Raw genomic sequence first — 23,054 nt, 5'->3', positions numbered from 1 at the left:
CTTCTCTTCGTGCCTGTGGGCCTTCGTGCGAGATTTTGGGGACTCGCACGAAGGCACAAAGGCACGAAGAAGAAGGAGGAATGAAGGGCAGCGGGATTCCCACTTTCGCGGGAATGACGGGAATTAAGGAGTTTTGACTCAGTCCTTCCAGCCCCAGAAAAGGAAGCAGGGCGGAACATTGACCCACTCGAACGCATTGTCGATGCGCCGGAAATGTGCCGCGAGGAAATCGCGGGCGCGGGCGCGGAACTGATAGACGAGGAAGGCGCCGCCGGGGCGCAGCACGCGGTGAGTCGCCGCGGCGATCGCGGGGCCGACGCCCGCCGGCAGCGTCGAGAAGGGCAGACCCGACAACACATAATCGGCCTGCTCGAATCCGTGCGCGCGGACGATCTCCTCGACATCGGCGGCCGAGCCGTGGACAGCGATGAAGCGGCTGTCGCGGATGTCCTTGCGCAGATAGTCGATGAAATCGGGGTTGGTATCGATCGCGATCAATGTCGCATCGCCCGCCATGCGTTCGAGCACCGGGCGGCAGAAGGTGCCGACGCCGGGGCCATATTCGACGAACAATTTCGTATTCTTCCAGTCGACCGGGCGCAGCATGTGGCGGATCAGGGTCGGCGAGGACGGGACGATCGATCCGACCATGACCGGATGCTTGATGAAGCCCTTCACGAACATCCCCCACGGTCCGAAAAAGCGCTTCAGCTTCTCGCGAACCCGGCGGATCGGCGAGACGGTCGATTGGGCCTGCGCCCGAGGATTGGTCATGACGGCTTTCGCATTGTTGCGGCTGAATAAGTGCGTGGCAAAATCGGCCCGCCAGCGCAAGGAAAGAGTCGGCCTTGACACTGGACAGCCCCCCTTTCGCGTGTAGGAAGACGCTGACCGCGGCGCAGGGCGACCGAAAGGGGACGAGGTGACGGCCAAATCGATTCCTGCCGACCGCATGGCGGTGCTGTTCGCGGTCATGCTCGTTGCCGCCGCCGGCAACACCGCGATGCAGTCGATCCTGCCCGCGATCGGCGCCAAACTTCGCATTCCGGACGTCTGGGTCAGCCTGGCGTTCAGCTGGTCGGCGCTGCTCTGGGTACTGACCGCGCCCTATTGGGCGCGCCAGTCCGACAAGCGCGGCCGCAAGGTGCTGATGGCGCGCGGGATCATCGGCTTTTTCCTGTCGATGGCGCTATGCGGCCTCGCGCTGTGGGCGGGCCTGTCGGGCTGGCTCGCGGCCAGCACGACCTTCATCCTCTTCGCGCTGTTCCGCAGCCTCTACGGCGGTTTCGGGTCGGCATCGCCGCCAGCGGTGCAGGCCTATGTCGCCGCGCGCACCGACGCCGAGGAGCGCACGCAGGCCCTGTCGCTCGTCTCCTCGTCCTTCGGCCTCGGAACCGTCATCGGCCCGGCTGTCGCCCCCTTCTTCATCCTGCCGATCTTCGGCCTCGCCGGCCCGCTTCTCGTCTTTGCGATCATCGGCATGATCGTGCTGGTCATGCTGCGCTGGCGGCTTCCGAACGACACACCGCGCTTTGCCGCCCGCGGCGCGATCGCCCCCTATCCGCTTTCCGCCGGCCCTGCCGAGCCGACCGCCGAGGACGAGAATGACCGCGACCCTGCGACACAGGAGTCGCTCGGCTGGCGCGACGAGCGCGTCCGCCCCTGGCTCTACGCGGGCTTTTTCGGCGGTCAGGCGCAGGCGATGATGCTTGGCGTCATCGGCTTTCTGATCCTCGACCGGCTGCACCTGCGGCTGAAACCCGACGAGGGCGCCGCGATCACCGGTATCGTGCTGATGGGCGGCGCCTTCGCGACGCTGCTCGCGCAATGGGGGCTGATCCCGCTGCTCAAGATGACGCCACGCACGACCGTGCTCTACGGCGCCGCCTTTGGCGGGACGGGCATCATCATGACGGGGCTGGCGCAGGATATGCACGCCATCGTCATCGGCTTCGCCTTCGCATCGCTCGGCTTCGGTCTCTTTCGCCCCGGTTTCACCGCCGGGGCGTCGCTATCGGTTCCGCGCCGCGATCAGGGCAGCGTCGCGGGCATGACCGCATCGATCAACGGGTCGGCCTACATCATCTCGCCCGCGATCGGCGTGTTGCTCTACAACTGGCACGCGATGGCCGCCTATGGCCTGATGGCCGCCTTCTGCGCCTGGCTGGTGGTATGGGGCTGGTCCGCGCTGCGGCAGGACCAGCCCGCGACCTAGGGGCCCTAGTCCTCCGTCTCTTCGGGCGGATCGTCGGGATGCTTCCGCTCGCGCATCGGCTTGAGCATCCCCGGCGCGAAAAAGCCGATCGGGTCGACGCTCATCGCCGCCTGCTTGATCTCGCCCTGGATCTTTTCATAATCCCTTTCCATGGCTTCGGTCACCGACGCCCGCGTATCCTTCAGCGCGGCCTCGAAATCCGCCATGGTGACGACATCGCTGGCGAGCGACCGCTTGAGCGCCGCGAGACCCGCGCGCCGGACGAGATCCTCGAGGTCCGCGCCGGTGAAGCGCTCGCTGCGCTCGGCCAATGTGTCGAGCGACACATCGTCCGCAAGCGGCATCCTGGCAGTGTGAATCTCGAGGATGCGCTTTCGCCCCTCGGCATTCGGCACCGACACATAGATGAGCTCGTCGAGCCGCCCCGGACGCAACAGCGCCGGATCGATCAGGTTCGGGCGGTTGGTGGCGCCGATAACCACAACCGACTGCATCTCCTCGATCCCGTCCATCTCGGCGAGGATCGTGTTGACGACGCGCTCGGTCACCTGCGGCTCGCCCGACGTCCCGCTGCCGCGCGCGGGCACCAGGCTGTCGAGTTCGTCGATGAAGACGATCGTCGGCGCGACCGCTCTTGCCCGCGCGAACAGCCGCGCGATCTGCTGCTCGCTCTCGCCATACCATTTGGAAAGCAGGTCCGACGATTTGATCGAAATGAAATTGGCGTCGGATTCGCGCGCGGCCGCCTTCGCCAGCAGCGTCTTGCCGGTTCCGGGCGGCCCATAGAGCAGAAAGCCCTTTGCCGGGCGGATGCCAAGCCGGCGAAACGCCTCGGGATTCTTGAGCGGCAGTTCGATCCCTTCGATCAATTTGTCGCGCGCATCGTCAAGTCCGCCGATATCGCTCCAGCGCGTCTTCGGCGCCTGCACCATCACCTCGCGCATCGCCGAGGGCTGCACGCGTTTCAGCGCATTGTTGAAGTCGTCGCGCGTAACGCGCAATTCCTCCAGCACCTCGGGCGGGATCGTTCCGTCCGCGAGGTTGAGCTTCGGCATGATCCGCCGCACCGCCTCGATCGCCGCCTCGCGCGTGAGCGCCGCCATATCGGCGCCGACGAAGCCGAAAGTCGTGCGGGCGAGTTCGGCCAGGTCGACATCCTCACCAAGCGGCATACCGCGCGTGTGGATGCCCAATATCTCGCGGCGGCCGCTCTCGTCCGGAACGCCGATCACGATTTCGCGGTCGAACCGGCCGGGACGGCGCAGCGCCTCGTCGATCGCATCGGGACGGTTGGTCGCCGCGATGACCACCAGGTTCGTGCGGGGCTCCAGCCCATCCATCAGGGTGAGGAGCTGCGCGACGATGCGCTTCTCCGCCTCGCCGGTCACTTGCCCGCGCTTCGGCGCGATCGAATCGATCTCGTCGATGAACAAGATCGAGGGTGCGGCCTTCGTCGCGGCCTCGAACACGTCGCGCAGGCGCTTTTCGGATTCGCCATAGGCGCTGCCCATGATCTCGGGCCCGTTGATCAGGAAGAATTGCGCCTCGCTCTCGTTTGCGACCGCGCGTGCGAGCCGCGTCTTGCCCGTTCCCGGCGGGCCGTGGAGCAGCACGCCGCGCGGCGGATCGACGCCCAGCCGGCGGAACAGTTCCGGATAGCGGAGCGGCAGCTCGACCATCTCGCGAAGCTGATCGATCGTGTCGCCGAGCCCGCCGAGATCGTCGTAGGTGACGTCGGTGCGCCGCGTATCCTGTGGCTCCTGATATTCGGGAAGCAATTCGACTTCGGTATTCTCGTCGATCGTCACGATCCCCTTGGGGCTCGCGGAGACGACGAGCAGGCGCACTTCGGCAAGCGCATAGGCCGGTGCGTTGAGCATCTGGCGCAGTTGCGGCGGCATGTCGCCCGACGGCAGCCGCTGCTGCCCCGCGGTCGCGACGGTGTCGCCCGCGACGAGCGGGCGCCCGAAGAAGCTGCGTTTGAGCGCGTTCGCGGAGCCCTGAAGCCGCAGATTTTCCTGCGCGGGCGCAAAGACGACGCGCGTCGCGGGGCGCGTTTCGGCGCGGCTCAATTGCACCATGTCGCCCGCCCCCGCACCCGCGTTGGCGCGCTGCAGGCCGTCGAGACGGATGACCTCCAGCCCCTCGTCCTCGGCATAGGGCGCGACGACGCGCGAGGCGGTCTCGCGCTTGCCGCTGATCTGGATGACGTCGCCTTCGGTCACGCCGAGCTGGGCCATCGCCGATCGCGGGATACGGGCAATGCCGCCCCCGCTTTCCTCGGCGCGCGCATTGGCGACTTGCAGTTTGACGCTTTTCTCTTTTACCGCGGCGTCGGCCAAATTCTTTCTCCCGCAAAGAGGTTACTATGCGGAAGATAGGATGGTCGTTCCCGATTTTCGACCCCCGTTCGCTCGGAACGGCAGACGCCAATTACGCCGCACCGCACAAATTTTCTGGCATGTCAGTAAGCGCCATGCCATCACCGCCGCCGAGACGATCATGCAACGCCTTCCCCCCCTCAGCAGCATGGAAGCCTTTCTCGAGGTCGCGCGCCACGGCACGGTGAAGGCGGCCGCGAGCGAGCTTGGCCTGTCGATGCCGGCGCTGTCGCGGCGCATCCAGACGCTCGAGCACGCGGTCGGACGGCCGCTCTTCAACCGTCACCACCACGGCCTCAGCCTGACCGAGACGGGGCGCGAGCTTCAGGAACAATTGTCGCCGATCATCGACGATCTGCGCGGAGTGCTCGGCCGTGTCGGCAGCCCCGACGCGTCGCTGCGCCTGCACCTCAACGTCCTGCCGCTCTTCGCGCAGCAGCGGCTCTTTCCGCGCTTGCCCGAATTGCGCCGCCTGCACCCCGAACTGCATATCGATCTCGACACGCTGTCGCACGCCGAGGCGCGGCTGGGCGAAGGGATCGACGCCGCGATCGCGCTCGCACGGTCGATCGATCCGGCGCTTTATGCCGCACGGCTGGACCAGGACAAGGTTTTCCCCATCGCGGCCAAGGCGCTGACCGACGACGGCCGCGCGATCACCGTTCCGGAACAGTTGCAGCGCCTGACCGTCCTGCTCCACCGCGAAATGCCGGAAACCTTCGCCGAGTGGAGGAAAGCCGTCGGGATGCCCTATCTCGAACCGGCGGGGATCGATTTCTTCGATTCGGGTCCATTGATGCTCGAAGCGGCGGCACAGGGCATCGGGGTCGCCTTCATGCACGGCCATCATTTCGACGACGCGCAGGACCCGCGGCTCGTCCGCCTGTTCGATTTCGATGTCGACAGTCCCTATAGCTACTGGTTCGTCTGCCGCCCGCGCGCGTTGCGCCAGCCGTCGGTCAAGCTGTTCCACGACTGGCTGCTGTCGGCGCGCATCTAGGGGGAGGCGACATTGGCCGGAATCGTCATTGCGAGCGGCGAAGCCGCGCGGCAATCCAGAATCGCGTAAACCGCTCTGGATTGCTTCGCTTCGCTCGCAATGACGAAGTGGGTCAATCTAAAGTCATCTCGCCCCAGAACCGTCCCCATGTGCCCGGCTGGGCCCGGTCATTGGCCGAATTATCTAGGAACCGAATAATCCGGAAAATGGTGCTGCTGGAGAGGATTGAACTCTCGACCTCACCCTTACCAAGGGTGCGCTCTACCACTGAGCTACAGCAGCATCCGGGTGCCGGCGAGCGCGTGCTCGCTGGGCAGGCGCGGCCTATGGCGGGGCGCCTTGCCGCTGTCAAGGTGCGAGGCTTGACGCTGCGCCGATTTCGCCGCATCGCCCCCTTTGTGAGCAAACCGCCCTCCCCCGCCGACCTCGAACGCGAGCGCCGCCTGGCCGAGGCGCTGCGCGCCAACTTGCGCAAGCGCAAGACGCAGGCGCGCGAGGCGAAAGCGGAAAACCCGCCTAAAGACTGACGGTCACCGTCACCGCGTCGCCCTCGGCGAGGTCTTCGGCCTTGCGGACGGCGGCCTTGACCGGCAGCAGCCAGCCGCCGCTTTCGCGGTGCGGAAAGACCGATGTGTTCCAGCGCGTGTCGCCGATCGTCGCGCGCACCCGGGCCGAGCCAAATCCCTTGCGGCCGTCGAGCCACTGGCCGCCGAGTGCGGCAAGGCGAATCCCGTCGGCGGCCTCGCCCGCGATGGTCAGGAAGAACCACGCCGCCGGCGCGGTCGCCGACTGCCACCGCCAGAGCGGCGTCGTGACGGTGAAATCCTCCACCGCGCCTATTTCGCGGCGACAGGCCGGATCGGCACCGGAACATTGCAGATGTCGGCGCCGCCCGCGGGCGTGATGAAAAAGGGATCGCGGCGGTTGGCGCGCGCATCGGCGTAGCGCGCGAAGCTGTCGCTGTCGGTCGACAGATATTCGAATTTCGGCTGTTCGGCCGCGGGCAAGTCCGCCGCGAGCCGGATCGAGACGATCGGCACCCGCTCGGCTGCATCCTCATAGAAGCCGAGGTCGCCCGTGCCGCGCGGCAGGCTCGACAGATGCTCGATCCCGCTGATCACGCGGCCGACGAGCGCGATGTTGCGGTCGAGATGCCGCGGTGCGTGGCCGATGACGGCATAGAGCTCGGCGCCCGAGCCCGTATCGGGCGACATATTGCGGCCGACGCCCACCGCGCCGTAGCAATGGATGGGCCATATACGTGGTTCGCCCAATGACTTTGATGGGTTGGGAATGTTCAACGCCCCCTGCCCCGCAACAGGCCATCCGGCGGCAAATGCAGTTCTATAGGGATAGCCCTCGTTCCTCGACCACTCTTCCTTTCCGGTGACCTTCAACGGAACGACGGGGTCCGATCCATCAAGCGCTTCGGAAGACAGCAAGGCCAAAGCAGGACGCTGACGATAGGCATGGACTACCTCGTCAGGTTGCTGTTCCCATTTTACGGGAGTTACATACTCACTCTCCGGCAGGGTCGCCAACCCCTCGGGCAACGGCTTCTTTTCGGTCGGATCGCCCCATTGCGCGACATAATTGTCCTGCACGCGGGTGACGGCGGTGCCGTCCCACCAATGCGCGGCGGCGAGCTTGCGGATGTTGCCGATCCAGCCCTGGCTGAAAGGCGGCGGCATCAACTGGATGACGACGCGGCGCGGCTTGCCCTTCGCATCGGGCGCGAGGTCCATGACGAGCAGGTCGGACGGCGCGATCGCGATCCAGTCGCGCGCGGGCGCCGCGGCGGCGATCTCGCCGGGCGACGGGATCGGGACGGGCTCATCGGCGTGGACCGGAAGAGCGAGCAGGGCGGCGGCCAGGAGCAGATGTCTCATCGCGCCTGTCTGCCACGCCCAATCGGCTTGCGAAAGACCCGGCAAGCGATTAGGGCGCCCCTTCCAGAGCGAATTGGAGCATCCGATTCACGCTTCGTGCCCCGCACGAAACGACCGGGTGCAGCGGAGCGGTGGCCGAGTGGTCGAAGGCGCTCGCCTGGAAAGTGAGTATACGGCAAAACCGTATCGAGGGTTCGAATCCCTCCCGCTCCGCCAAGATTTTGATGTCCGTATCGTATCGATCGGTCCCTGCCCGAACGATCGAAGTCCCTCCCCCTTCATTCTCCCCCAGAAGGAACCCGCCATGCTATTCCTCCAGGAAGCTGCGGCACAGTATCACGAGCGGATCATCTGGATCGGCACGACCACCGGATTGCCCGACGCCATCCTGCACATCCATGCCGGGATGTTCATTTTTCTGGCGGCAAGCCTGCTGACGGGGCGATCCTTCGATCGCCTCCTTCCGTTGCTGACGGTCATTCTGCTGGCCGGGGGAAATGAGTGCCTGGATCGCATTCATCTCGGCAATTGGAATTGGCCGGACACGAAATCCGACCTGATCAACACGATTGCATGGCCGCTCGCCATCTATGCAACCGCCCATCTTCACCGGATCATCCGATCGGTCCTGAAGCGAAGCGTGAAGGCGGACCGCCCGGCCGAGGCGGCGGCGGAAATCTAAATCGCGATCGGGTTAGGGTCGAAATACCAGCTATCCCGTCATCCCCGCGAAAGCCGGGATGACGATTCTGTCCGAAACGATCATGTTCCGGATCGCCCTCATTCGGCGGGGCCGTGCCGCCAATATTCGCCTCGCAGACGACGGCGGTGGCGCGCCTTTTTGACGGCGCCCATCACGCCATAAACGATCAGCGCGATCAGAAACGCGGCCACGATCGATGCATAAAGATATCTGTGTTCCACCGGGTAAGCTCCACGAACTTTCCCCCCCGTGCGCGAACGCCTATATCAATTATGTTTCAGGATCGCGAATCTGTCGGCCCGATTCCTATACCGGGCTGGCGGAATAACTGGACTACGTCCCCCGAGCGGATGAAGCGCGGCCGTGTCAACAGGCCGCCAGCGCCGCCTCCAGATCGCCCAGCAGATCCTCCTCGGCCTCGAGACCGACCGAGACCCGGAGCAGGCCGGGGCCGATCCCCGCCAGCGCCCGTGCTTCGTCGCCCATGTCGGCATGGGTCATCGTGGCCGGATGGACGATCAGGCTTTCGACCCCGCCCAGCGATTCAGCGAAGGTGAAGACGCGTAGCGCGCCGATCAGCCGCTTGACCGCTTCGACGCCGCCGCCAAGCTCGAAGCTCAGCATCGCGCCGAAACCCGATTGCTGGCGCGCCGCGAGCGCATGATCGGGATGGCCCGGCAGGCCCGGATAATGGACCGCCACGACCGCGGGATGACGGCTCAACATCTCGGCGATCGCCATCGCATTGCTCTGCTGCCCGCGCATTCGCGCGAACAGGGTGCGCAGACCGCGCAGCGTCAGCCAGGCGTCGAACGGCGATCCGCCGCAGCCGACGACATTGGCCCAATGCGCAATACGCTCCAGCCCTCCGGCATCGGCGGCGATCACCGCGCCGCCGATCACGTCGGAATGGCCGTTCAGATATTTGGTCGTCGAATGGACGACATAGTCGGCGCCGAGCGCGATCGGCCGCTGCAAAGCCGGCGACAGAAAGGTGTTGTCGACCGCGACCATGGCCCCCGCGGCCTTCGCCCGCGCCGCGAGCGAAGCGATGTCAACGACGCGGAGCAGCGGATTGCTCGGCGTCTCGATCAGTAGCAGCGCGGGCGCTTCGGCCAGCGCCGCCGCGACCGCAGCGTCGTCGCGCTGATCGACGAAGCGCAGCGACAGCTGCCCCAGCGCCTCGCGCGCCTTGAGCAACCGCATCGACCCGCCATAGCAATCGTGCGGCGCGACCACACGCGCGCCGGCGGGAAGCTGCGACGCGATCAGATCGAGCGCCGCCATCCCGCTCGACGTGACGACCGCCCCGGCGCCCCCCTCCAGCTTCGCGAGCGCGCTCGCCAGCAGGTCGCGGGTCGGGTTACCGGCGCGGCCGTAATCATAGGCGCGCGGCGCCTCGAACCCCGCGAATTCATAAGTGCTCGACAGATAGAGCGGCGGCGCGACGGCGCCGAAGGCCGTGTCGCCCGCGACGCCGTGCGCCGCCGCGATCGTCTCGGGCCGCGGCGAAGGGTTCGGCTTGTCCATGGGCGTCTTTCCTGTCTCGATGGGGTGTCGCGGGCCTGTTGCGCAGCCCGCCGGGGTTCGACAAATGCATATTCTTCATGGCTGAGGCGCGAAATTTTGCCGTCAAGCCGCCCCGCCCGGCAACGGTCCGTTCGCGTCCAGAAAGGCGGCGGCGCCGTCGATATTGACCTTATGGCTTTCCAGCATGTCGCGCAGGTCGGCGTGGAGCGCGTCGTCGCGCACCCGGCGCATCAGTTCGACGAGCTTGCGCACCACCCACGCCTGGCCGCGGTTGAGGAAAGCGAGACGCTCGATCGGGTCGGCAATCGCCATCGCCTTGCCGCGGAACGCGCCGCATTTGCGCGACGGGGTGCCGCCGAGCCGCCGGATCTGGCGCGACAGCATTGCGCACCAGCGCGCTTCATCGGCGCGGACGAGGCGCATCATCGCGGCATGATCGGCGCTCACCGCATCGCCGACGCTCGCCAGCGCGACGCGCGCACCGGCGCGCTCGGCTTCGAGCAGTTCGTTGAGCGCGGCCACGATCTCGTCGCGCGGCGCATAGCCCATATAGACGTCGTCGGCTTCGGCGCCGTAACAGACCGGCGAGGCGCGGTCGCCCGTCATGCCGCCCCCGTCGCCGCCGCGCGCAGCCCGCGCCGGATGCGCTCCATCACCCCCGCGTCCGCCGTCGCCGAATGGACGACATGCGCCGAATAGGAAAAGGCCGGGCTGTCGGCGACGATCGCCAGCCGCCCCTCGGCAAGATGCGGCCGGATGAAGCCTTCGCGGAAATAGCCGCTGCCGCCGGTGGCAAGGATATAGTCGAGCGCGAGCGGCCCATAGTCGATCGAAACCACGGCATTGGGCTGTTCGGGAAAGGCCGAGCGATAGCCGGCGGCGAAATCCGCGCCCCAGTCGATCGCGACATGGTCCTCCGCGGTCAGCGGCCGGTCGGTCGGAGTCGTCCGGACGAGCACCAGCTTCTCCTCGAACAGCAGTTCGGCGACGACCCCCGGCAGGGGCGGCGCCGCGTAGACGACCGCGACGTCGAGCGATCCGTCCTGCACGCGCTCCATCAGCCGGTCCGAGGTATCGATCGACGTGCTGACCGCGATATCGGGGCATTCGCGGCGCATCCAGAGCAGCCAGTGGCGCAGCAGCGGGCTCCAGAGGCTGAGCTCCGCGCCGATCGTCACCACCGTGTCGCGTCCGGGCGGCAGCGCGATCGCGCGCCGCGCGCGATCCCAGACCTGGACCATCGTCGTCGCGAAGCGCAGGAATTGCTCGCCCGCCGGGGTCAGCCGCGCGCCCGCCTTGTTGCGGACGAAAAGCGGGCGGTCGAGCTGCGCCTCCAGCCCGCGAATGCGCGCGCTGACCGCGGTCTGGGTGAGGTTCAGATTGGCTGCGGCGCCGACGAAGCTGCCGGTTTTCACGATTTCCAGAAAGGTGCGCGCGACAGCGACATCCATATCGATTTTATTTCTGAACCGCCCATAGCAATCATTTTCTTGCTACATCCTAAGCGCGCCGCGACCGTCTGGCAAGGCGGCTTGGCGCCCCGAAATGGCGGGGCCGATCAGGCGGCGAGCAGCACGTGGCGATAGGCGCTTTCCTCGAACGCATGCCCCGCGCCCGTCGCGACGCAGGTCAGCGCATTGTCGGCGACGCGGACGGGCAGTCCGGTGGACTCGGCGATGGCCTGATCCAGCCGCCGCAGCAGCGCGCCGCCGCCGGTCAGCGTGATCCCCTCGTCGATGATGTCGGCGGCCAGTTCGGGCGGCGTTCCCTCGAGCGCGGCGCGCACCGCGCTGACGATCTGCGACACGGGTTCGGCGAGCGCATCGGCGATCTCGGCCTCGGTCACCGTCACCTCGGACGGACGGCCGTTGACCAGGTCGCGTCCCTTGACCGCCATCGACAACCCCGCGCCGGCAGGCGCGACCGCCGATCCGATGGTGAGCTTGACGCGCTCGGCGGTCATTTCGCCGATCATCATATTATGCTTCCGGCGGATCGACGAGGCGATCATGTCGTCCATCTTGTCGCCGCCGACGCGCACCGAATTGCTGTAGGCGACCCCGCCAAGCGACAGCACCGCGACCTCGGTCGTGCCGCCGCCGATGTCGACCACCATCGTGCCGAGCGGCTCGGTGACGGGCAGCCCCGCACCGATCGCGGCGGCGAGCGGCTCCTCGAGCAATTGCACGCTCACCGCCCCGGCGTTCGACGCCGCGTCGCGGATCGCGCGGCGCTCGACGATCGTCGAGGCGGTCGGCACGCAGACGACGACATTGCTGCGGCGGCGCAGCCGGCTCGGCCCGCCGAGCGCCTTGTCGATGAAATGCTTGATCATCTGTTCGGCGACCTCGATGTCGGCGATGACGCCATCGCGCAGCGGGCGCAGCGCCTCAATGTTCGAGGGCGTCTTGCCCATCATCAGCTTGGCGTCGTTGCCGACGACCTTGACGCTGCGGACGCCGTCGCGCGTTTCGAGCGCGATGACCGACGGTTCGTTGAGGACGATCCCCTGCCCGCGAACATAGATGACGGTGTTCACGGTCCCGAGGTCGATGGCGACGTCATGGGCGTGGGGCGAAAAGCGCTGGAGAAGATTCATTTAAGGGGCGGCACCTTGGAAAAGAACATGGACCTGGAGCCAACGGTCCCGCCCCCCGGCCTCCCGCCCTCTCCATCCGCCGGGCATGTGGAAAGCCGCGCGCAGCGTCAATCGCGCCGTGAGGCAGGCCGTGGGTTTCCCGCGCCTGACCGATATTTCCGCGGCCCCGCCGGCACCGCTCAGCGCGCGCTTCCTGCAAAAAGCCGCCAGGACGGCCGAAATATAAGGGAAATGGTGCCCCTGGCCGGACTCGAACCAGCACTCCTTGCGGAACTCGATTTTGAGTCGAGCGCGTCTACCAATTTCACCACAGGGGCCCCCGCGCCTGATCCATCAGGCGCTAGGCATCTTTATGCGACCGGTGGTCGCAATCAAGACGGAGCGTGCCCTAATGCGCCGCCCCCGCCCTTGCCAAGCTATTTCTTGAGTTCCTTCGCCAGCGTCTTCGCGGTCGCCTTGCCATAGGGCGGCTTGAAGCCCGCGAGCCCCGCGACATCCAGCTTGGGCTGGCGATAGACCGCGCGCGCGTGGCTGAAGGTGCGGAAGCCGTCGACCCCGTGGTAATTGCCCATCCCCGACGGCCCGACGCCGCCGAAGGGCAAATCCTCCATCGCGTTGTGGAACAGCACGTCGTTGACCGTCACCCCGCCCGAGATGGTGCGCATCAGCACACGCTCCTCCTCGCTCTTGTCCTGCCCGAAATAATAGAGGCCGAGCGGGCGGTCGTGGCCGTTCACATAATCGATCGCCTCGTCGATCGTCCTATAAGTCTTCACCGGAAGGATCGGGCCGAAAATTTCCTCCTGCATTACCTTCATCTCGTCGGTGGCGCCGCGGACGATGTGGAGCGGCATCTTGTGGCCGTTGGCGCTCGCGAAATCCTCATTCCCAGGATTGACCTCGATCACCTCGGCCCCCTTCTCGCGCGCATCGGCGAGATAGGATTGCAATCGGTCGTAATTCCGGCCGTTGACCACCGAGGTATAATCGTCGTTCGCGAGCAGGGTCGGATAGAGCGCGGTCGCGCCGCTGGTGACGCTGTCGATCACCTCGCTCTCCTGATCCTCGGCGACGAGAAGGTAATCGGGGGCGAGGCAGATCTGCCCCGCGTTCATCATCTTGCCGAGCGCGACGCGCTGCCCGACCAGATCCTTGTTCGCGCTGCGCCCAATGAAGGTCGGCGACTTGCCGCCGAGTTCCAGCGTCACCGGCACCAGATTATCGGCGGCGGCGCGCATGATATGCTTGCCGACGCTCGTCGCGCCGGTGAAGATCAGATGGTCGAAGGCGAGCTTCGAGAAGGCGATGCCGACCTCCGCATCGCCGGTAAACACCGCCATTTCGGTCGCGTCGAAATAGTCGGGGACGAGCCGCGCCATCAGCGCCGACACATTTTCGGTGAACTCGCTGGGCTTGATCATCGCGCGGTTGCCCGCGGCGAGGATGCCCGCCATCGGCACGAAGACCATGCCGATGGGAAAATTCCATGGCGCGACGACGCCGACGACGCCCTTCGGCTGATAGACGACCTCGGCCTTCGCGCCGAGCAGGCCGAGCGGAAAAGTGGGTTTGCGCTTCTCGCCGCGCGACCAGGCGGCCAGATGTTTCTTCGCATGTTTCAAGGCGCTGACCGAAGGCATGATGTCGGTCATCAGCGTCTGGTCGCGGCTGCGATGCCCGAAATCCTCGCTCACCGCCTTCGCGAAATCCTCGGCATGATCGACGAGCAGCGCGATCGCGCGGTCGATCCGGTCGGTGCGCACCGCCAGGCTTTCGGGCATGGCGGCGGTAAAGCTCGCCCTCTGCGCCGCGAGCACGTCGCCCATGCGCGCCGTTTCGCTGGCGATATCCTGCTTGATGGCGGTGGCCATGACCCGTCTCCCCTAAGAATTGCGGCGATGTTTGATCATGGCCGCGAGCGCGTTGCAAGATGAAACCTGCACGCGGCGCAATCCAGGATCGACGGCGGACATCCGGGCCGCGTCAAACGCGGACGATCGGGAAGCGACCGAAAAGCGACGACATCCTCCCGGCACAGGGAGGATCGGCGACGGCCGCTTCCCACCCCTTTCCAGTCATTCATCGCGTTACGGCGACAGTGCCCCCCCAAAAAACGCCCTCGCGGCAAAACCTCTTTCCTACAATATCCCGCCATGCTTCAAAGTTGCGGATGAGCGGCACCCTAGCTGCCCCGGCACGCGATCCGCCCGCCTGTCGCCGCAAGAAAAGCCCGACAGGATCGTCATTGGACTGAACTTTACTGAACTTTGACGTGGTGGCGGCGCCAAGGCTCACCGCCCTTCTCTCGAAAGAAACGAGGGCTGGGATATGCCCCCCTTTCGCAGGTGCAGCATTTGGGCTAATCGGACTCCCGACATCTCTTTCCCTTACGGAGTCTTCCGCCATGACCGCCACCGATCCCGTTGTTTTCCTGTCCTATGCCCGCACCCCGATGGGCGGCATGCAGGGCGTGCTGTCGGACGCGAGCGCGACCGATCTCGGCGCCACCGCAGTCAAGGCCGCGGTCGAGCGCGCGGGCGTCAAGGGCGACGATATCGAACGCATCTATATGGGCTGCGTGCTGCCCGCGGGGCTTGGCCAGGCGCCGGCGCGGCAGGCCGCGATCAAGGCCGGGCTGCCCAAATCGGTGCAGGCGACGACCGTCAACAAGGTGTGCGGTTCGGGCATGCAGACCGTCATCATGACCGCCGAAGCCCTCGCGGCGGGCAGCATCGATCTGGCCGTCGCGGGCGGCATGGAATCGATGACCAACGCCCCCTATCTGCTCAAGAAGCATCGGTCCGGCGCGCGCATCGGGCACGACACCGCCTACGACCATATGTTCCTCGACGGGCTGGAGGACGCCTATGAGGCGGGCCGCGCGATGGGCACCTTCGCGCAGGATACCGCCGACGCCTATCAGCTCGGCCGCGAGGCGCAGGACGATTATGCGATCGAATCGCTGAAGCGCGCGCAGGCGGCGATCGCCGACGGCGCCTTTGCCGCCGAGATCACGCCGGTGACGCTGACCACCCGCAAGGGCGAGGTCGTCGTCGACACCGACGAACAGCCCGGCAAGGGCAATCCCGACAAGATCCCGACGCTGCGCCCCGCTTTCGCCAAGGACGGCACGATCACCGCCGCGACCAGCTCGTCGATTTCGGACGGTGCGGCCGCCGTAGTGCTGACGCGCCAGTCGGTCGCGGAGGCCAAGGGCGCCAAGCCGGTCGCGAAGCTCGTCGCGCACGCCGCGCACGCGCAGGAGCCGAAGGATTTCACCGTCGCCCCGGTCGGCGCGATCAACAAGGTGCTGGCGAAGGCGGGCTGGTCGATCGGCGACGTCGACCTGTTCGAGGTCAACGAAGCCTTCGCCTGCGTCGCGATGTTCGCGATGCACGACCTCGGCATCCCGCACGACAAGATCAACGTCCATGGCGGCGCGACCGCGCTCGGCCATCCGATCGGCGCCAGCGGCACGCGCATCATCACGACGCTGATCGCCGCGCTCCAGCGCCACGGCAAGACGCGCGGCATCGCGAGCCTGTGCATCGGTGGCGGCGAAGCGACGGCGGTCGCGGTCGAGCTGGTCTGATTGCGTCATAAAACTCGCCATTGCGACCCCCGACTTGATCCGGGGTCGCAATGACGAGGCAGGAAGGTTGCACGGGTCGGCCGCAACACCGCGCCATCCCATCGCAATGCCCGCGACAAACTGCGACACTAATGACCTGAAAATAAACGCCGCATTCCGTTTCGGTTCAAACCGAACCGCCTAGACCATTCCCAGTCATCGGGCAGATCCCCCTCCCCCTGACGATGCAAAGGAATGGCACCATGAAGAAGATGAACTTTCTCACCGCCGGCCTGATCGCCGCGATGATGATCCCGGCTGCGGCGCAGGCCCAGACCGGCGAGCTCCGCCGCGACCGGCAGGACATTCGCCAGGACCAGCGCGACCTTCGCCATGCACAGCGTAACGGAACCCATCGCGACGTGCGCGATGCGCGCCATGATGTCCGCGATTCCAAGCGCGAATATCGTCAGGATAGCCGCGACTGGCGCCGCGACACGCGCTACCGGAATTATCGCGCACCGTTCAAATATCAGCAGTTTCGCGTCGGCCAGACGCTGCGCTCGACCTATTATGCGCCGGCCTATCGCCCGACCTGGGACAGCCGCTGGGGCGTGCCACGCGCCGGTCGCGGGCTGACCTATGTCCGCCACTATAACGACCTGCTGCTCGTCAATGTACGGACCGGCAAGGTGGTCAAGGTCTATCGCAACGAGTTCCGCTGGCGCTAAGCCACCGACGAACCGCACCGAAGAGGGTCGACGGGCAACCGTCGGCCCTCTTTTTCGCCCGCGATATTGGCGTTGCCGCACCCCCGCGAAAGGCATAGCCTCCGCCGATCAACGTGGGGAGACACCGACATGAAGAGACTGGTTCTGCTGGCCGCGCTCGCGGCGCTGTCGGCCTGTTCGCAAAAGGCTGACGAATCGAAGGAAAGTGCCGCCGCGCCCGCCGAAACGGCGGCGCCCGCAACGGCGGGCGACTCGGGAACCGCGCCGGGCACTTATGACGTCAAGATGGCCGATGGCACGATGGGGACGACGACGATCAACGCCGACGGCACCTATGCCGATACCGATGCGAAGGGCAAGGTCGTCAAGGGCCTGTTCGCCCACCACGACGGCAAGGATTGCTTCGATCCCGAAGGCGACGAACCCGGCATGTGCTGGGCGATATCGAAGCCCGCCGCCGACGGCAGCTTCACCGCGACGGCCGATGACGGAACCGTCGTGACGGTAACGCCGAAGAAAAGCTGATCGCCCGGACCGGCCGTATCGGGGGCGGCCTCAATCGCCCCAGATATGGCCGGTTTCGATCCAGCCCTTGCGGCCGCCGACGTCGATCCGGCACCAGCCGTTCTTGCAGTCGGTGATGCGGCCCACGACGCCCGGCTCGGCGCGATAGGCGACCGCGGCCGAAACATTCGGTTCCTCGCGCATCGGACGGATGCCGCCGGTGACGATCGCGGTGCGTGTGCGGCTGAGCAGCCGCGCCGCCATCCAGCCCTGCGTGCCGTCGGGGTCCTCGATCTTGCGCCACGTCTCGAAGCGCGCGATCACCCGCACCGGCAGGTCCTTGCGCCGATATTCCCACAGCACCGGAACGTCGGGCGACGGCCCCTTGCGCATCCGCGCCTCGTCGACGCTGATCGACGCCCAATAGGGCAGTTCGACATCGGATTGCGCGGCGGCCGGTCCCACGACGGCGAGCAGCGCGGCGGCGGCGAGAATCTGGCGGCTGGTCATCCCCCAGCCTTGTCAAAATCGGCCCGTCTTTTCAACCGCTCGCCGCGATCGGAGCAGCGTTCGTCCACAGATGCGGCGCGCGGCGCCCCCTTGACCGCACAGCCGCGCCGCGCTCTATCGGCGGCCATGTCCGATTCATCCCGTCCGAAACGCCCGCGCGTCATCGTCACCCGCCAGTTGATGCCGCATGTCGAGGCGCGCATGGCCGAGCTTTTCGACGTCGCGCTGTCGGCATTCGACCGCGCCTTCACCCGCGACGAACTGAAGGCCGCGGTCGCCGATTGCGACGTGCTGGTGCCGACGGTGACCGACGAGATCGACGCCGAAATCCTGGCCGCGGCGGGCGAGCGGCTGAAGCTGATCGCCAATTTCGGCGCCGGGGTCGATCATATCGACCTGTCCGCCGCGCGCGCCAAGGGGATCATGGTCGCGAACACGCCGGGGGTCTTCACCGAGGACACCGCCGACATGACGATGGCGTTGATCCTGTCGGTCCCGCGCCGCCTTGCCGAGGGCGAGAAGCTGATGCGCTCGGGCAAATGGGAAGGCTGGGCGCCGAGCACGATGCTGGGCCACCGCGTCGGCGGCAAGCTGCTCGGCATCATCGGCATGGGGCGCATCGGCCTGGCGGTCGCGCAGCGCGCGCGGGCGTTCGGCCTGTCGATCCACTATCACAACCGCCGCCGCCTGCCCGAAGCGATCGAGGAGGAGCTGGGCGCCAGCTATCATGCCAGCATCGACACGCTGCTGCGGATCAGCGACGTGGTGACGATCCACTGCCCGCACACCAGCGAGACGCACGAGCTGGTCAACGCCGCGCGCATCGCGGCGATGAAGCCGACCGCCTACCTCATCAACACCGCGCGCGGCGAGATCATCGACGAAAAGGCGCTGATCGCGGCGCTGAAAAGCCGCCGCATCGCGGGCGCCGGGCTCGACGTCTATGCGCAGGAGCCGGTGGTCGATCCCGACCTGCTCGCGCTCGACAACGCCGTGCTCCTCCCCCACCTCGCCTCGGCGACGATCGAGGGGCGCGAGGCGTCGGGGGAGAAAGTGATCGCGAACATCCGCGCCTGGTGCGACGGGCATCGCCCGCCGGATCAGGTGCTGGAGGGGTGGGTCTGAATCGCCAACATTGCGCTCGGCCGCTCTGGATTGCTTCGCTGCGCTCCTCGCAATGACGAAGCTTCATAAGACATCGTCATTGCGAGCGTAGCGAAGCAATCCAGAGTGTCATTCGCTGCCATCGAGAATATCGGACCACAGATCGCGCCAGAGCGGATTATCCGCCTCGATCAGCGCCAGCTTCCTGGCCCGGCTGCCAGCCTTGATCTGCTTTTCCCGCACGATCGCCGTTTCCATGGTCGCGTGCATTTCGAACCAGACGAGCATCTTGCAATCATAGCGCGTGGAGAACCCGCCCAGCTCTTCGCGATGCTGCCATACGCGCTGGACCAGATTCGAGGTCACGCCGGTATATAGCGTCCCGTTGCGCCGGCTCGCCATGATATAGACCGCGGGCTGGCGTTCGCGCATGGCCCTTACCCCCAATAGCCTCGTCATTGCGAGCGTAGCGAAGCAATCCAGAGCGGTTTACGCCTACTCTGGATTGCTTCGCTGCGCTCGCAATGACGGCGTGTATTTAGTCCCCCGTCAAAATCCGGTCGACGAGCTGCTTCACCGTCGGGGTGAAGTTGTTCGAATAGAAGGGGTCGGTCTTGAAGTTGAACGCGGCATGGCCCGCGAACATCAGATTCTGTTCGACATCACCGCCGTGCGCAATGTCCTGCAGCGTCTTCTGGATACAGAAGCTGCGCGGGTCGGCGAGGTAGCCGGTGGTGTAATCGTCATGGTCCTTCCACGACGAGAAACCGCAATGCGACAGGCACCCCATGCAATCGGCCTGGTCCTTGCGGATCGTGCCCTTGTCGGTCTCGGTGACGAAGACGACGGTGTTGTCGGGGGTCTTGAGCGCTTCGGTATAGCCTTCGGCCACCCAGTCGCGTGCGCGGTCGCGGTCGTGCGGGGTGACCCAGAAATTCTTGCCCTTCACCCCGACGTCAAGCTGGACGACATGGTCGCCCGCCTCCTGCTTGGAATAGGGAATCTGGCGTTCCGAGCGCGCTTCGAGATCGCGCAGGAAGGGATTGCGCACCGCGCTGGAATAAAAGCCCGTGGGCGAGAAGCGGTGGAGCAGCACGTCGCCCTCGTCGAGGGTGCGCAGGCGATCCTTCCACCCCTGCGGGATCGGGCTTTCCTCGGTCAGCAGCGGGCGCGTGCCATATTGGAAGACGATCTGGCCGAGTTCGGGATTGTCGATCCAATGCTCCCAGTCGCGCAGATACCAGACGCCGCCCGCCATCACGATCGGCACATCGTCCGAAATCCCCTCGGCACGCATCGTGTCGCGCAGCGCCTTGACGCGCGGATAAGGGTCCTCCGGCTTCAGCGGGTCCTCGGCGTTCGACAGGCCGTTGTGCCCGCCCGCGAGCCACGGGTCCTCGTAAACCACGGCCGCCATCAGGTCGGCAACCTTGTGATAGGCGCGCTTCCACAGCGCGCGAAAGGCGCGCGCCGACGAGATGATCGGCAGATAATTCACATTGTGCCGCGCCGCGATCTCGCTGAGCTTATAGGGCATTCCCGCGCCGCAGGTGACGCCGGTGACGAGCCCCTTCGTCTTTTCGAGCACGCCTTCGAGCACTTGCTGCGCGCCGCCCATTTCCCACAATACGTTGATGTTGATCGCGCCCTTGCCGCTCGCGATGTCATAGGCGCGCCGCACCTGCTCGACCGCGCCGTCGATCGCATATTGAACCAGTTCCTCGTGCCGCTCCTTGCGGGTCAGCGCGCGATAGATTTGCGGAATGATCTTGCCATCGGCATCGTAGCTGTCGGCGTTGACCGCCGACACGGTGCCGATCCCGCCGGCGGCCGCCCAGGCGCCGCTCGACATATGGTTGGTTGCCGAGACGCCCTTGCCCCCCTCGACCAGCGGCCATACTTCACGCCCCCCGTAAAGAATGGGCTTCAAACCTTTGAACACTATAAACCTCTTTCTCTCCACCGCGGCGCACCCACGCCGCAGCCCCCATAGGCCGTTTCCGTAAGCGGAAAACGGCGACTTTTGTCAATCGACGCCGATCCAGCGACCGCTGAACAGGCCATATCCGTCAAGTGCGCGAGCATAAAGCTTTTCATAGGCGCCGACCATCCTTGATTCGTCGAAGCGTTCGGCCGCGATATCGCGGTTTTCCTGCCCGACCCGCGCGCGAAGCGCCGCATCCGCCGTCATCCGCGCCAGCGCCGCGCGGAACGTCTGCTCTTCTGTGGCGATGAACGGCCGGTTCGCCTCCGCCACCATCGCCGCGACATCGCCGACATCGGGGCTGACGACGGGGAGCCCCGCCGCCATCGCCTCGATCGCCGCGATCGGCGCCTGTTCGCTGCGCGACGACAGCGCGAGCAGGTCGAAATGACCGATCCAGCGCGCGGGTTCGGCCATGAAGCCGGGCATCACCAGCCGGTCGGCGAGGCCGCAGGCGGCCGCTTCGGCGGCGATCGCGTCGCGCTCCGGCCCCTCGCCGACGATCACGAGCCGGACGGACGGCGGCAGCGTCGCCACGGCCCGGACGAGGCGCGGCAGGTCCTTGACCTTGCGCAGCCCCGCGACGGTGCCGATCACGACCTCGCCGTCGCGCCGCTCGAAGCCCGGAATCGGGATCAACGGTCCGGCGGCATAAGCGGCGACGTCGATGCCGTTGCGGATCAGGCGGGTGCGCGATCCCGCGTGCCATTCTTCGGCCGCGATCCGCTGAAGCAGCGTCGACGGCACGACGAGCGCCGCCGCGGTGCGCAGCCCGACGCGCCGGAAAAGATTGCGTTTCCAATTGCGCCGGACGCTTTCGTCCTCGTTGAAGCCGTCTTCGTGGTGGATCAGTTCGGGCATGTTGTGTGCCCCGCGCGGAGCCAGAAGACGGCGCGCCATCACCCCGTCCATCGCGCCCCAATTATAGCTCAGCACCAGCTCGAAATTCCGCATATAGCGCACCAGATCGCGGTAACGCCCCAGCGACGGCTTGCCATATAGCGGCGGGGCATCTTGCGGGAAATCGACGACGATATCGGGATCGATCGCATCGCGCGCGCCGAGCGCTTCGGGCACCGCCGACAGGATCGTGTGATGCGCCTTCCCGCCCATCAGGTTCATCAGCCGCACCGCGCGCGCTTCCTTGCCGCCGAGCGAAAAGCTCGAATGAAGGTGCAGGATGCGGACCGGCCGGTCGCGTTCGGGCGGCGGCGCGTCGCTCACGCCGCCGGAAGCTCGGCGATCCACGCGTCGATCGCGGCGCGCGCCTCGGCCTCGTCCATCGTCGGCGCATGGCCGACCCCCGGCACTTCGACGAGCCGCGCGTGCGGCAGTTCCTTCGCCATCTTCTTCGCCGCCGCCGCCGACAAGATATCGGACAATTGCCCGCGCAGAACCAGAACGGGCGCATCGCCGAACGCACGATAGGCGGGCCACAGGTCAACCCCGGCATCGCCGCCGTGCGGCACGCGCAGCGGCGCCGCGATCTGCTTGTCGTAATCGGCGACGATCCGCCCCTCGGGCGTCAGCCGGTGGGTGCGCTTGGTGAAGCGCAGCCAGTCGTGGATGCTGTAGCCCGGATAGACCGCCGCATTGAGCTCCGCCACCGCGCGCGCCGCGTGAACCCAGGTCGGCTGGCTGCCGCCGGTGCCGATATAGTCGCGGATGCGTTCGAGCCCCGCCTGTTCGAGTTCGGGCCCGACGTCGTTGAGCAGCGCGCCGGTGACGCACCCCGGCTGCGCCGCCGCGAGCAGCATCGAGACGAGCCCGCCGAGCGAGGTGCCGACGGTGACGCAGCGTCCGATCGCCAGCTCATCGAGCAGCGCGACGACGTCCTGCACATAGGTCAGCGGCACATAGGTCATCGGATCCTTGGCAAAGGCGCTTTCGCCGCGGCCGCGGAACTCGATGACGATGACGCGCCGCCGCGCCGCCATATGCGGCGCCAGCGCCTCGAAATCGCGGGCGTTGCGGGCGAGGCCGGGCAGGCACAAGATCGGCGGCGCGGCCGCCGCCGCTTCAGGCCCCGGATAGATGCGCGCGTGCAGCCGGACGCCATCGTGCGACCACCAATAATGGTCGTCCCATTCGCGCCCGCTATCCTGTCTGACCGTAATCGACCGTCCCCTTTGCTCCATGTCCGCCCCGTCTATCGCCAACCGGCGCGAGGGCGCAAGCCGGAGGCATCGGCCGTTGCGTCGATTTATCTCACGCAAAGGCGCAAAGGCGCGAAGAAGGGGTTTGCGGCCACTTCATCATTATGAAAAGCTGTGTGCTCCCGCGAAGGCGGGAGCCCATCTCCGGCCGGTGCAAGATGGAACCGGCCGGAGATG

At 66.3% G+C, this 23,054-nt stretch carries 23 protein-coding genes and 3 tRNA genes; 9 read left to right on the top strand and 17 right to left on the bottom strand.

Going from position 1 to position 23,054, the window contains the following annotated elements; genetic code table 11:
- Positions 1-138 precede the first annotated feature (138 nt).
- Positions 139-774: a methyltransferase domain-containing protein gene (locus OJI97_RS17815; protein ID WP_297665717.1), complete on the bottom strand. Its 636-nt coding sequence runs from the start codon at positions 772-774 to the stop codon at positions 139-141.
- A 178-nt stretch (positions 775-952) separates the two neighbouring features.
- Between OJI97_RS17815 and OJI97_RS17810 the strand changes: the two genes are divergently transcribed.
- Positions 953-2,215 carry an MFS transporter gene (locus OJI97_RS17810; protein WP_297665719.1) on the top strand — a complete coding sequence of 421 codons (1,263 nt, stop codon included), beginning with the start codon at positions 953-955 and terminating at the stop codon, positions 2,213-2,215.
- Positions 2,216-2,220: 5 nt separating this feature from the next.
- Here the strand turns inward: OJI97_RS17810 and OJI97_RS17805 are convergent, their stop codons facing one another.
- Complete coding sequence (locus tag OJI97_RS17805) at positions 2,221-4,557, bottom strand: CDC48 family AAA ATPase (protein ID WP_297665715.1); 2,337 nt, start codon at positions 4,555-4,557, stop codon at positions 2,221-2,223.
- A gap of 160 nt (positions 4,558-4,717) precedes the next feature.
- On the opposite strand from OJI97_RS17805, the gene OJI97_RS17800 reads away from it, so the two are divergent.
- Complete coding sequence (locus tag OJI97_RS17800) at positions 4,718-5,596, top strand: LysR substrate-binding domain-containing protein (RefSeq protein WP_297665713.1); 879 nt, start codon at positions 4,718-4,720, stop codon at positions 5,594-5,596.
- A gap of 207 nt (positions 5,597-5,803) precedes the next feature.
- On the opposite strand, the gene OJI97_RS17795 is transcribed toward OJI97_RS17800, so the two are convergent.
- Positions 5,804-5,878, bottom strand: a tRNA-Thr gene (locus OJI97_RS17795).
- A gap of 80 nt (positions 5,879-5,958) precedes the next feature.
- On the opposite strand from OJI97_RS17795, the gene OJI97_RS17790 reads away from it, so the two are divergent.
- Positions 5,959-6,123, top strand: a complete 165-nt coding sequence (locus tag OJI97_RS17790; RefSeq protein WP_297665711.1) for a hypothetical protein — start codon at positions 5,959-5,961, stop codon at positions 6,121-6,123.
- Here the strand turns inward: OJI97_RS17790 and OJI97_RS17785 are convergent.
- Both OJI97_RS17785 and OJI97_RS17780 read right to left on the bottom strand, forming a co-directional pair.
- A complete protein-coding gene (locus tag OJI97_RS17785) occupies positions 6,113-6,427 on the bottom strand; it encodes a DUF1905 domain-containing protein (protein WP_297665709.1) in 315 nt (104 codons plus the stop codon). The two genes, OJI97_RS17790 and OJI97_RS17785, sit on opposite strands and share 11 nt — an antisense overlap.
- Before the next feature lie 5 nt (positions 6,428-6,432).
- Complete coding sequence (locus OJI97_RS17780) at positions 6,433-7,485, bottom strand: peptidylprolyl isomerase (RefSeq protein WP_297665707.1); 1,053 nt, start codon at positions 7,483-7,485, stop codon at positions 6,433-6,435.
- A 125-nt stretch (positions 7,486-7,610) separates the two neighbouring features.
- Between OJI97_RS17780 and OJI97_RS17775 the strand changes: the two genes are divergently transcribed.
- Positions 7,611-7,701: transfer RNA gene (locus tag OJI97_RS17775), tRNA-Ser, on the top strand.
- Positions 7,702-7,789: 88 nt separating this feature from the next.
- Entirely contained in the window at positions 7,790-8,167 is a 378-nt protein-coding gene (locus tag OJI97_RS17770; protein WP_297665705.1) for a hypothetical protein, read from the top strand.
- A 98-nt stretch (positions 8,168-8,265) separates the two neighbouring features.
- On the opposite strand, the gene OJI97_RS17765 is transcribed toward OJI97_RS17770, so the two are convergent.
- The 7 genes from OJI97_RS17765 to OJI97_RS17735 form a co-directional block, all read right to left on the bottom strand.
- Positions 8,266-8,409: a hypothetical protein gene (locus OJI97_RS17765; RefSeq protein ID WP_297665702.1), complete on the bottom strand. Its 144-nt coding sequence runs from the start codon at positions 8,407-8,409 to the stop codon at positions 8,266-8,268.
- Positions 8,410-8,554: 145 nt separating this feature from the next.
- On the bottom strand, positions 8,555-9,718 hold the full coding sequence (metB, locus tag OJI97_RS17760) for a cystathionine gamma-synthase (protein WP_297665701.1): 1,164 nt from the start codon (positions 9,716-9,718) through the stop codon (positions 8,555-8,557).
- Positions 9,719-9,820: 102 nt separating this feature from the next.
- Positions 9,821-10,324 (bottom strand): DUF6306 domain-containing protein, encoded by a 504-nt coding sequence (locus OJI97_RS17755; protein ID WP_297665700.1) that lies wholly within the window; start codon positions 10,322-10,324, stop codon positions 9,821-9,823.
- Complete coding sequence (locus OJI97_RS17750; RefSeq protein WP_297665699.1) at positions 10,321-11,169, bottom strand: LysR family transcriptional regulator; 849 nt, start codon at positions 11,167-11,169, stop codon at positions 10,321-10,323. The genes OJI97_RS17755 and OJI97_RS17750 overlap by 4 nt, the downstream gene beginning before the upstream one ends.
- Before the next feature lie 107 nt (positions 11,170-11,276).
- Positions 11,277-12,317, bottom strand: coding sequence for a rod shape-determining protein (locus OJI97_RS17745; RefSeq protein ID WP_297665697.1), 1,041 nt, complete (start codon positions 12,315-12,317; stop codon positions 11,277-11,279).
- A 232-nt stretch (positions 12,318-12,549) separates the two neighbouring features.
- Positions 12,550-12,634, bottom strand: a tRNA-Leu gene (locus OJI97_RS17740).
- A gap of 99 nt (positions 12,635-12,733) precedes the next feature.
- Positions 12,734-14,188 (bottom strand): coniferyl aldehyde dehydrogenase, encoded by a 1,455-nt coding sequence (locus tag OJI97_RS17735; RefSeq protein ID WP_297665695.1) that lies wholly within the window; start codon positions 14,186-14,188, stop codon positions 12,734-12,736.
- A 533-nt stretch (positions 14,189-14,721) separates the two neighbouring features.
- Between OJI97_RS17735 and OJI97_RS17730 the strand changes: the two genes are divergently transcribed.
- The 3 genes from OJI97_RS17730 (at position 14,722) to OJI97_RS17720 (ending at position 17,144) form a co-directional block, all read left to right on the top strand.
- Positions 14,722-15,909 carry an acetyl-CoA C-acyltransferase gene (locus tag OJI97_RS17730; protein WP_297665694.1) on the top strand — a complete coding sequence of 396 codons (1,188 nt, stop codon included), beginning with the start codon at positions 14,722-14,724 and terminating at the stop codon, positions 15,907-15,909.
- 242 nt (positions 15,910-16,151) lie between these two features.
- Positions 16,152-16,619, top strand: a complete 468-nt coding sequence (locus OJI97_RS17725; RefSeq protein ID WP_297665693.1) for an RcnB family protein — start codon at positions 16,152-16,154, stop codon at positions 16,617-16,619.
- Between the two features lie 129 nt (positions 16,620-16,748).
- The gene (locus OJI97_RS17720; protein ID WP_297665691.1) at positions 16,749-17,144 is read left to right on the top strand and encodes a hypothetical protein; all 396 of its coding nucleotides are present in this window, start codon (positions 16,749-16,751) and stop codon (positions 17,142-17,144) included.
- A 30-nt stretch (positions 17,145-17,174) separates the two neighbouring features.
- Here OJI97_RS17720 and OJI97_RS17715 read toward each other — a convergent pair whose 3' ends face one another.
- Complete coding sequence (locus OJI97_RS17715) at positions 17,175-17,633, bottom strand: SH3 domain-containing protein (protein ID WP_297665690.1); 459 nt, start codon at positions 17,631-17,633, stop codon at positions 17,175-17,177.
- Positions 17,634-17,759: 126 nt separating this feature from the next.
- Here OJI97_RS17715 and OJI97_RS17710 point away from each other — a divergent pair, with 126 nt between their 5' ends.
- Positions 17,760-18,758, top strand: a complete 999-nt coding sequence (locus tag OJI97_RS17710) for a D-glycerate dehydrogenase (RefSeq protein ID WP_297665689.1) — start codon at positions 17,760-17,762, stop codon at positions 18,756-18,758.
- A 108-nt stretch (positions 18,759-18,866) separates the two neighbouring features.
- On the opposite strand, the gene OJI97_RS17705 is transcribed toward OJI97_RS17710, so the two are convergent.
- From OJI97_RS17705 to OJI97_RS17690, 4 genes are all read right to left on the bottom strand, one after another.
- A complete protein-coding gene (locus OJI97_RS17705) occupies positions 18,867-19,169 on the bottom strand; it encodes a GIY-YIG nuclease family protein (protein WP_297665687.1) in 303 nt (100 codons plus the stop codon).
- A 106-nt stretch (positions 19,170-19,275) separates the two neighbouring features.
- Positions 19,276-20,679: a nitronate monooxygenase gene (locus tag OJI97_RS17700; protein WP_297665685.1), complete on the bottom strand. Its 1,404-nt coding sequence runs from the start codon at positions 20,677-20,679 to the stop codon at positions 19,276-19,278.
- Positions 20,680-20,763: 84 nt separating this feature from the next.
- Complete coding sequence (locus tag OJI97_RS17695; protein WP_297665684.1) at positions 20,764-21,945, bottom strand: glycosyltransferase family 4 protein; 1,182 nt, start codon at positions 21,943-21,945, stop codon at positions 20,764-20,766.
- Positions 21,942-22,859 (bottom strand): alpha/beta hydrolase, encoded by a 918-nt coding sequence (locus OJI97_RS17690; RefSeq protein WP_297665683.1) that lies wholly within the window; start codon positions 22,857-22,859, stop codon positions 21,942-21,944. The genes OJI97_RS17695 and OJI97_RS17690 overlap by 4 nt, the downstream gene beginning before the upstream one ends.
- Positions 22,860-23,054: the final 195 nt, after the last annotated feature.

The sequence above is a fragment of the Sphingopyxis sp. genome, assembly GCF_025869345.1.
In the GTDB taxonomy this organism is placed as follows: Bacteria; Pseudomonadota; Alphaproteobacteria; order Sphingomonadales; family Sphingomonadaceae; genus Sphingopyxis.
The sequence above is the reverse complement of the archived record's forward strand: the minus strand, read 5'-3'. Positions and strand labels throughout refer to the sequence as shown.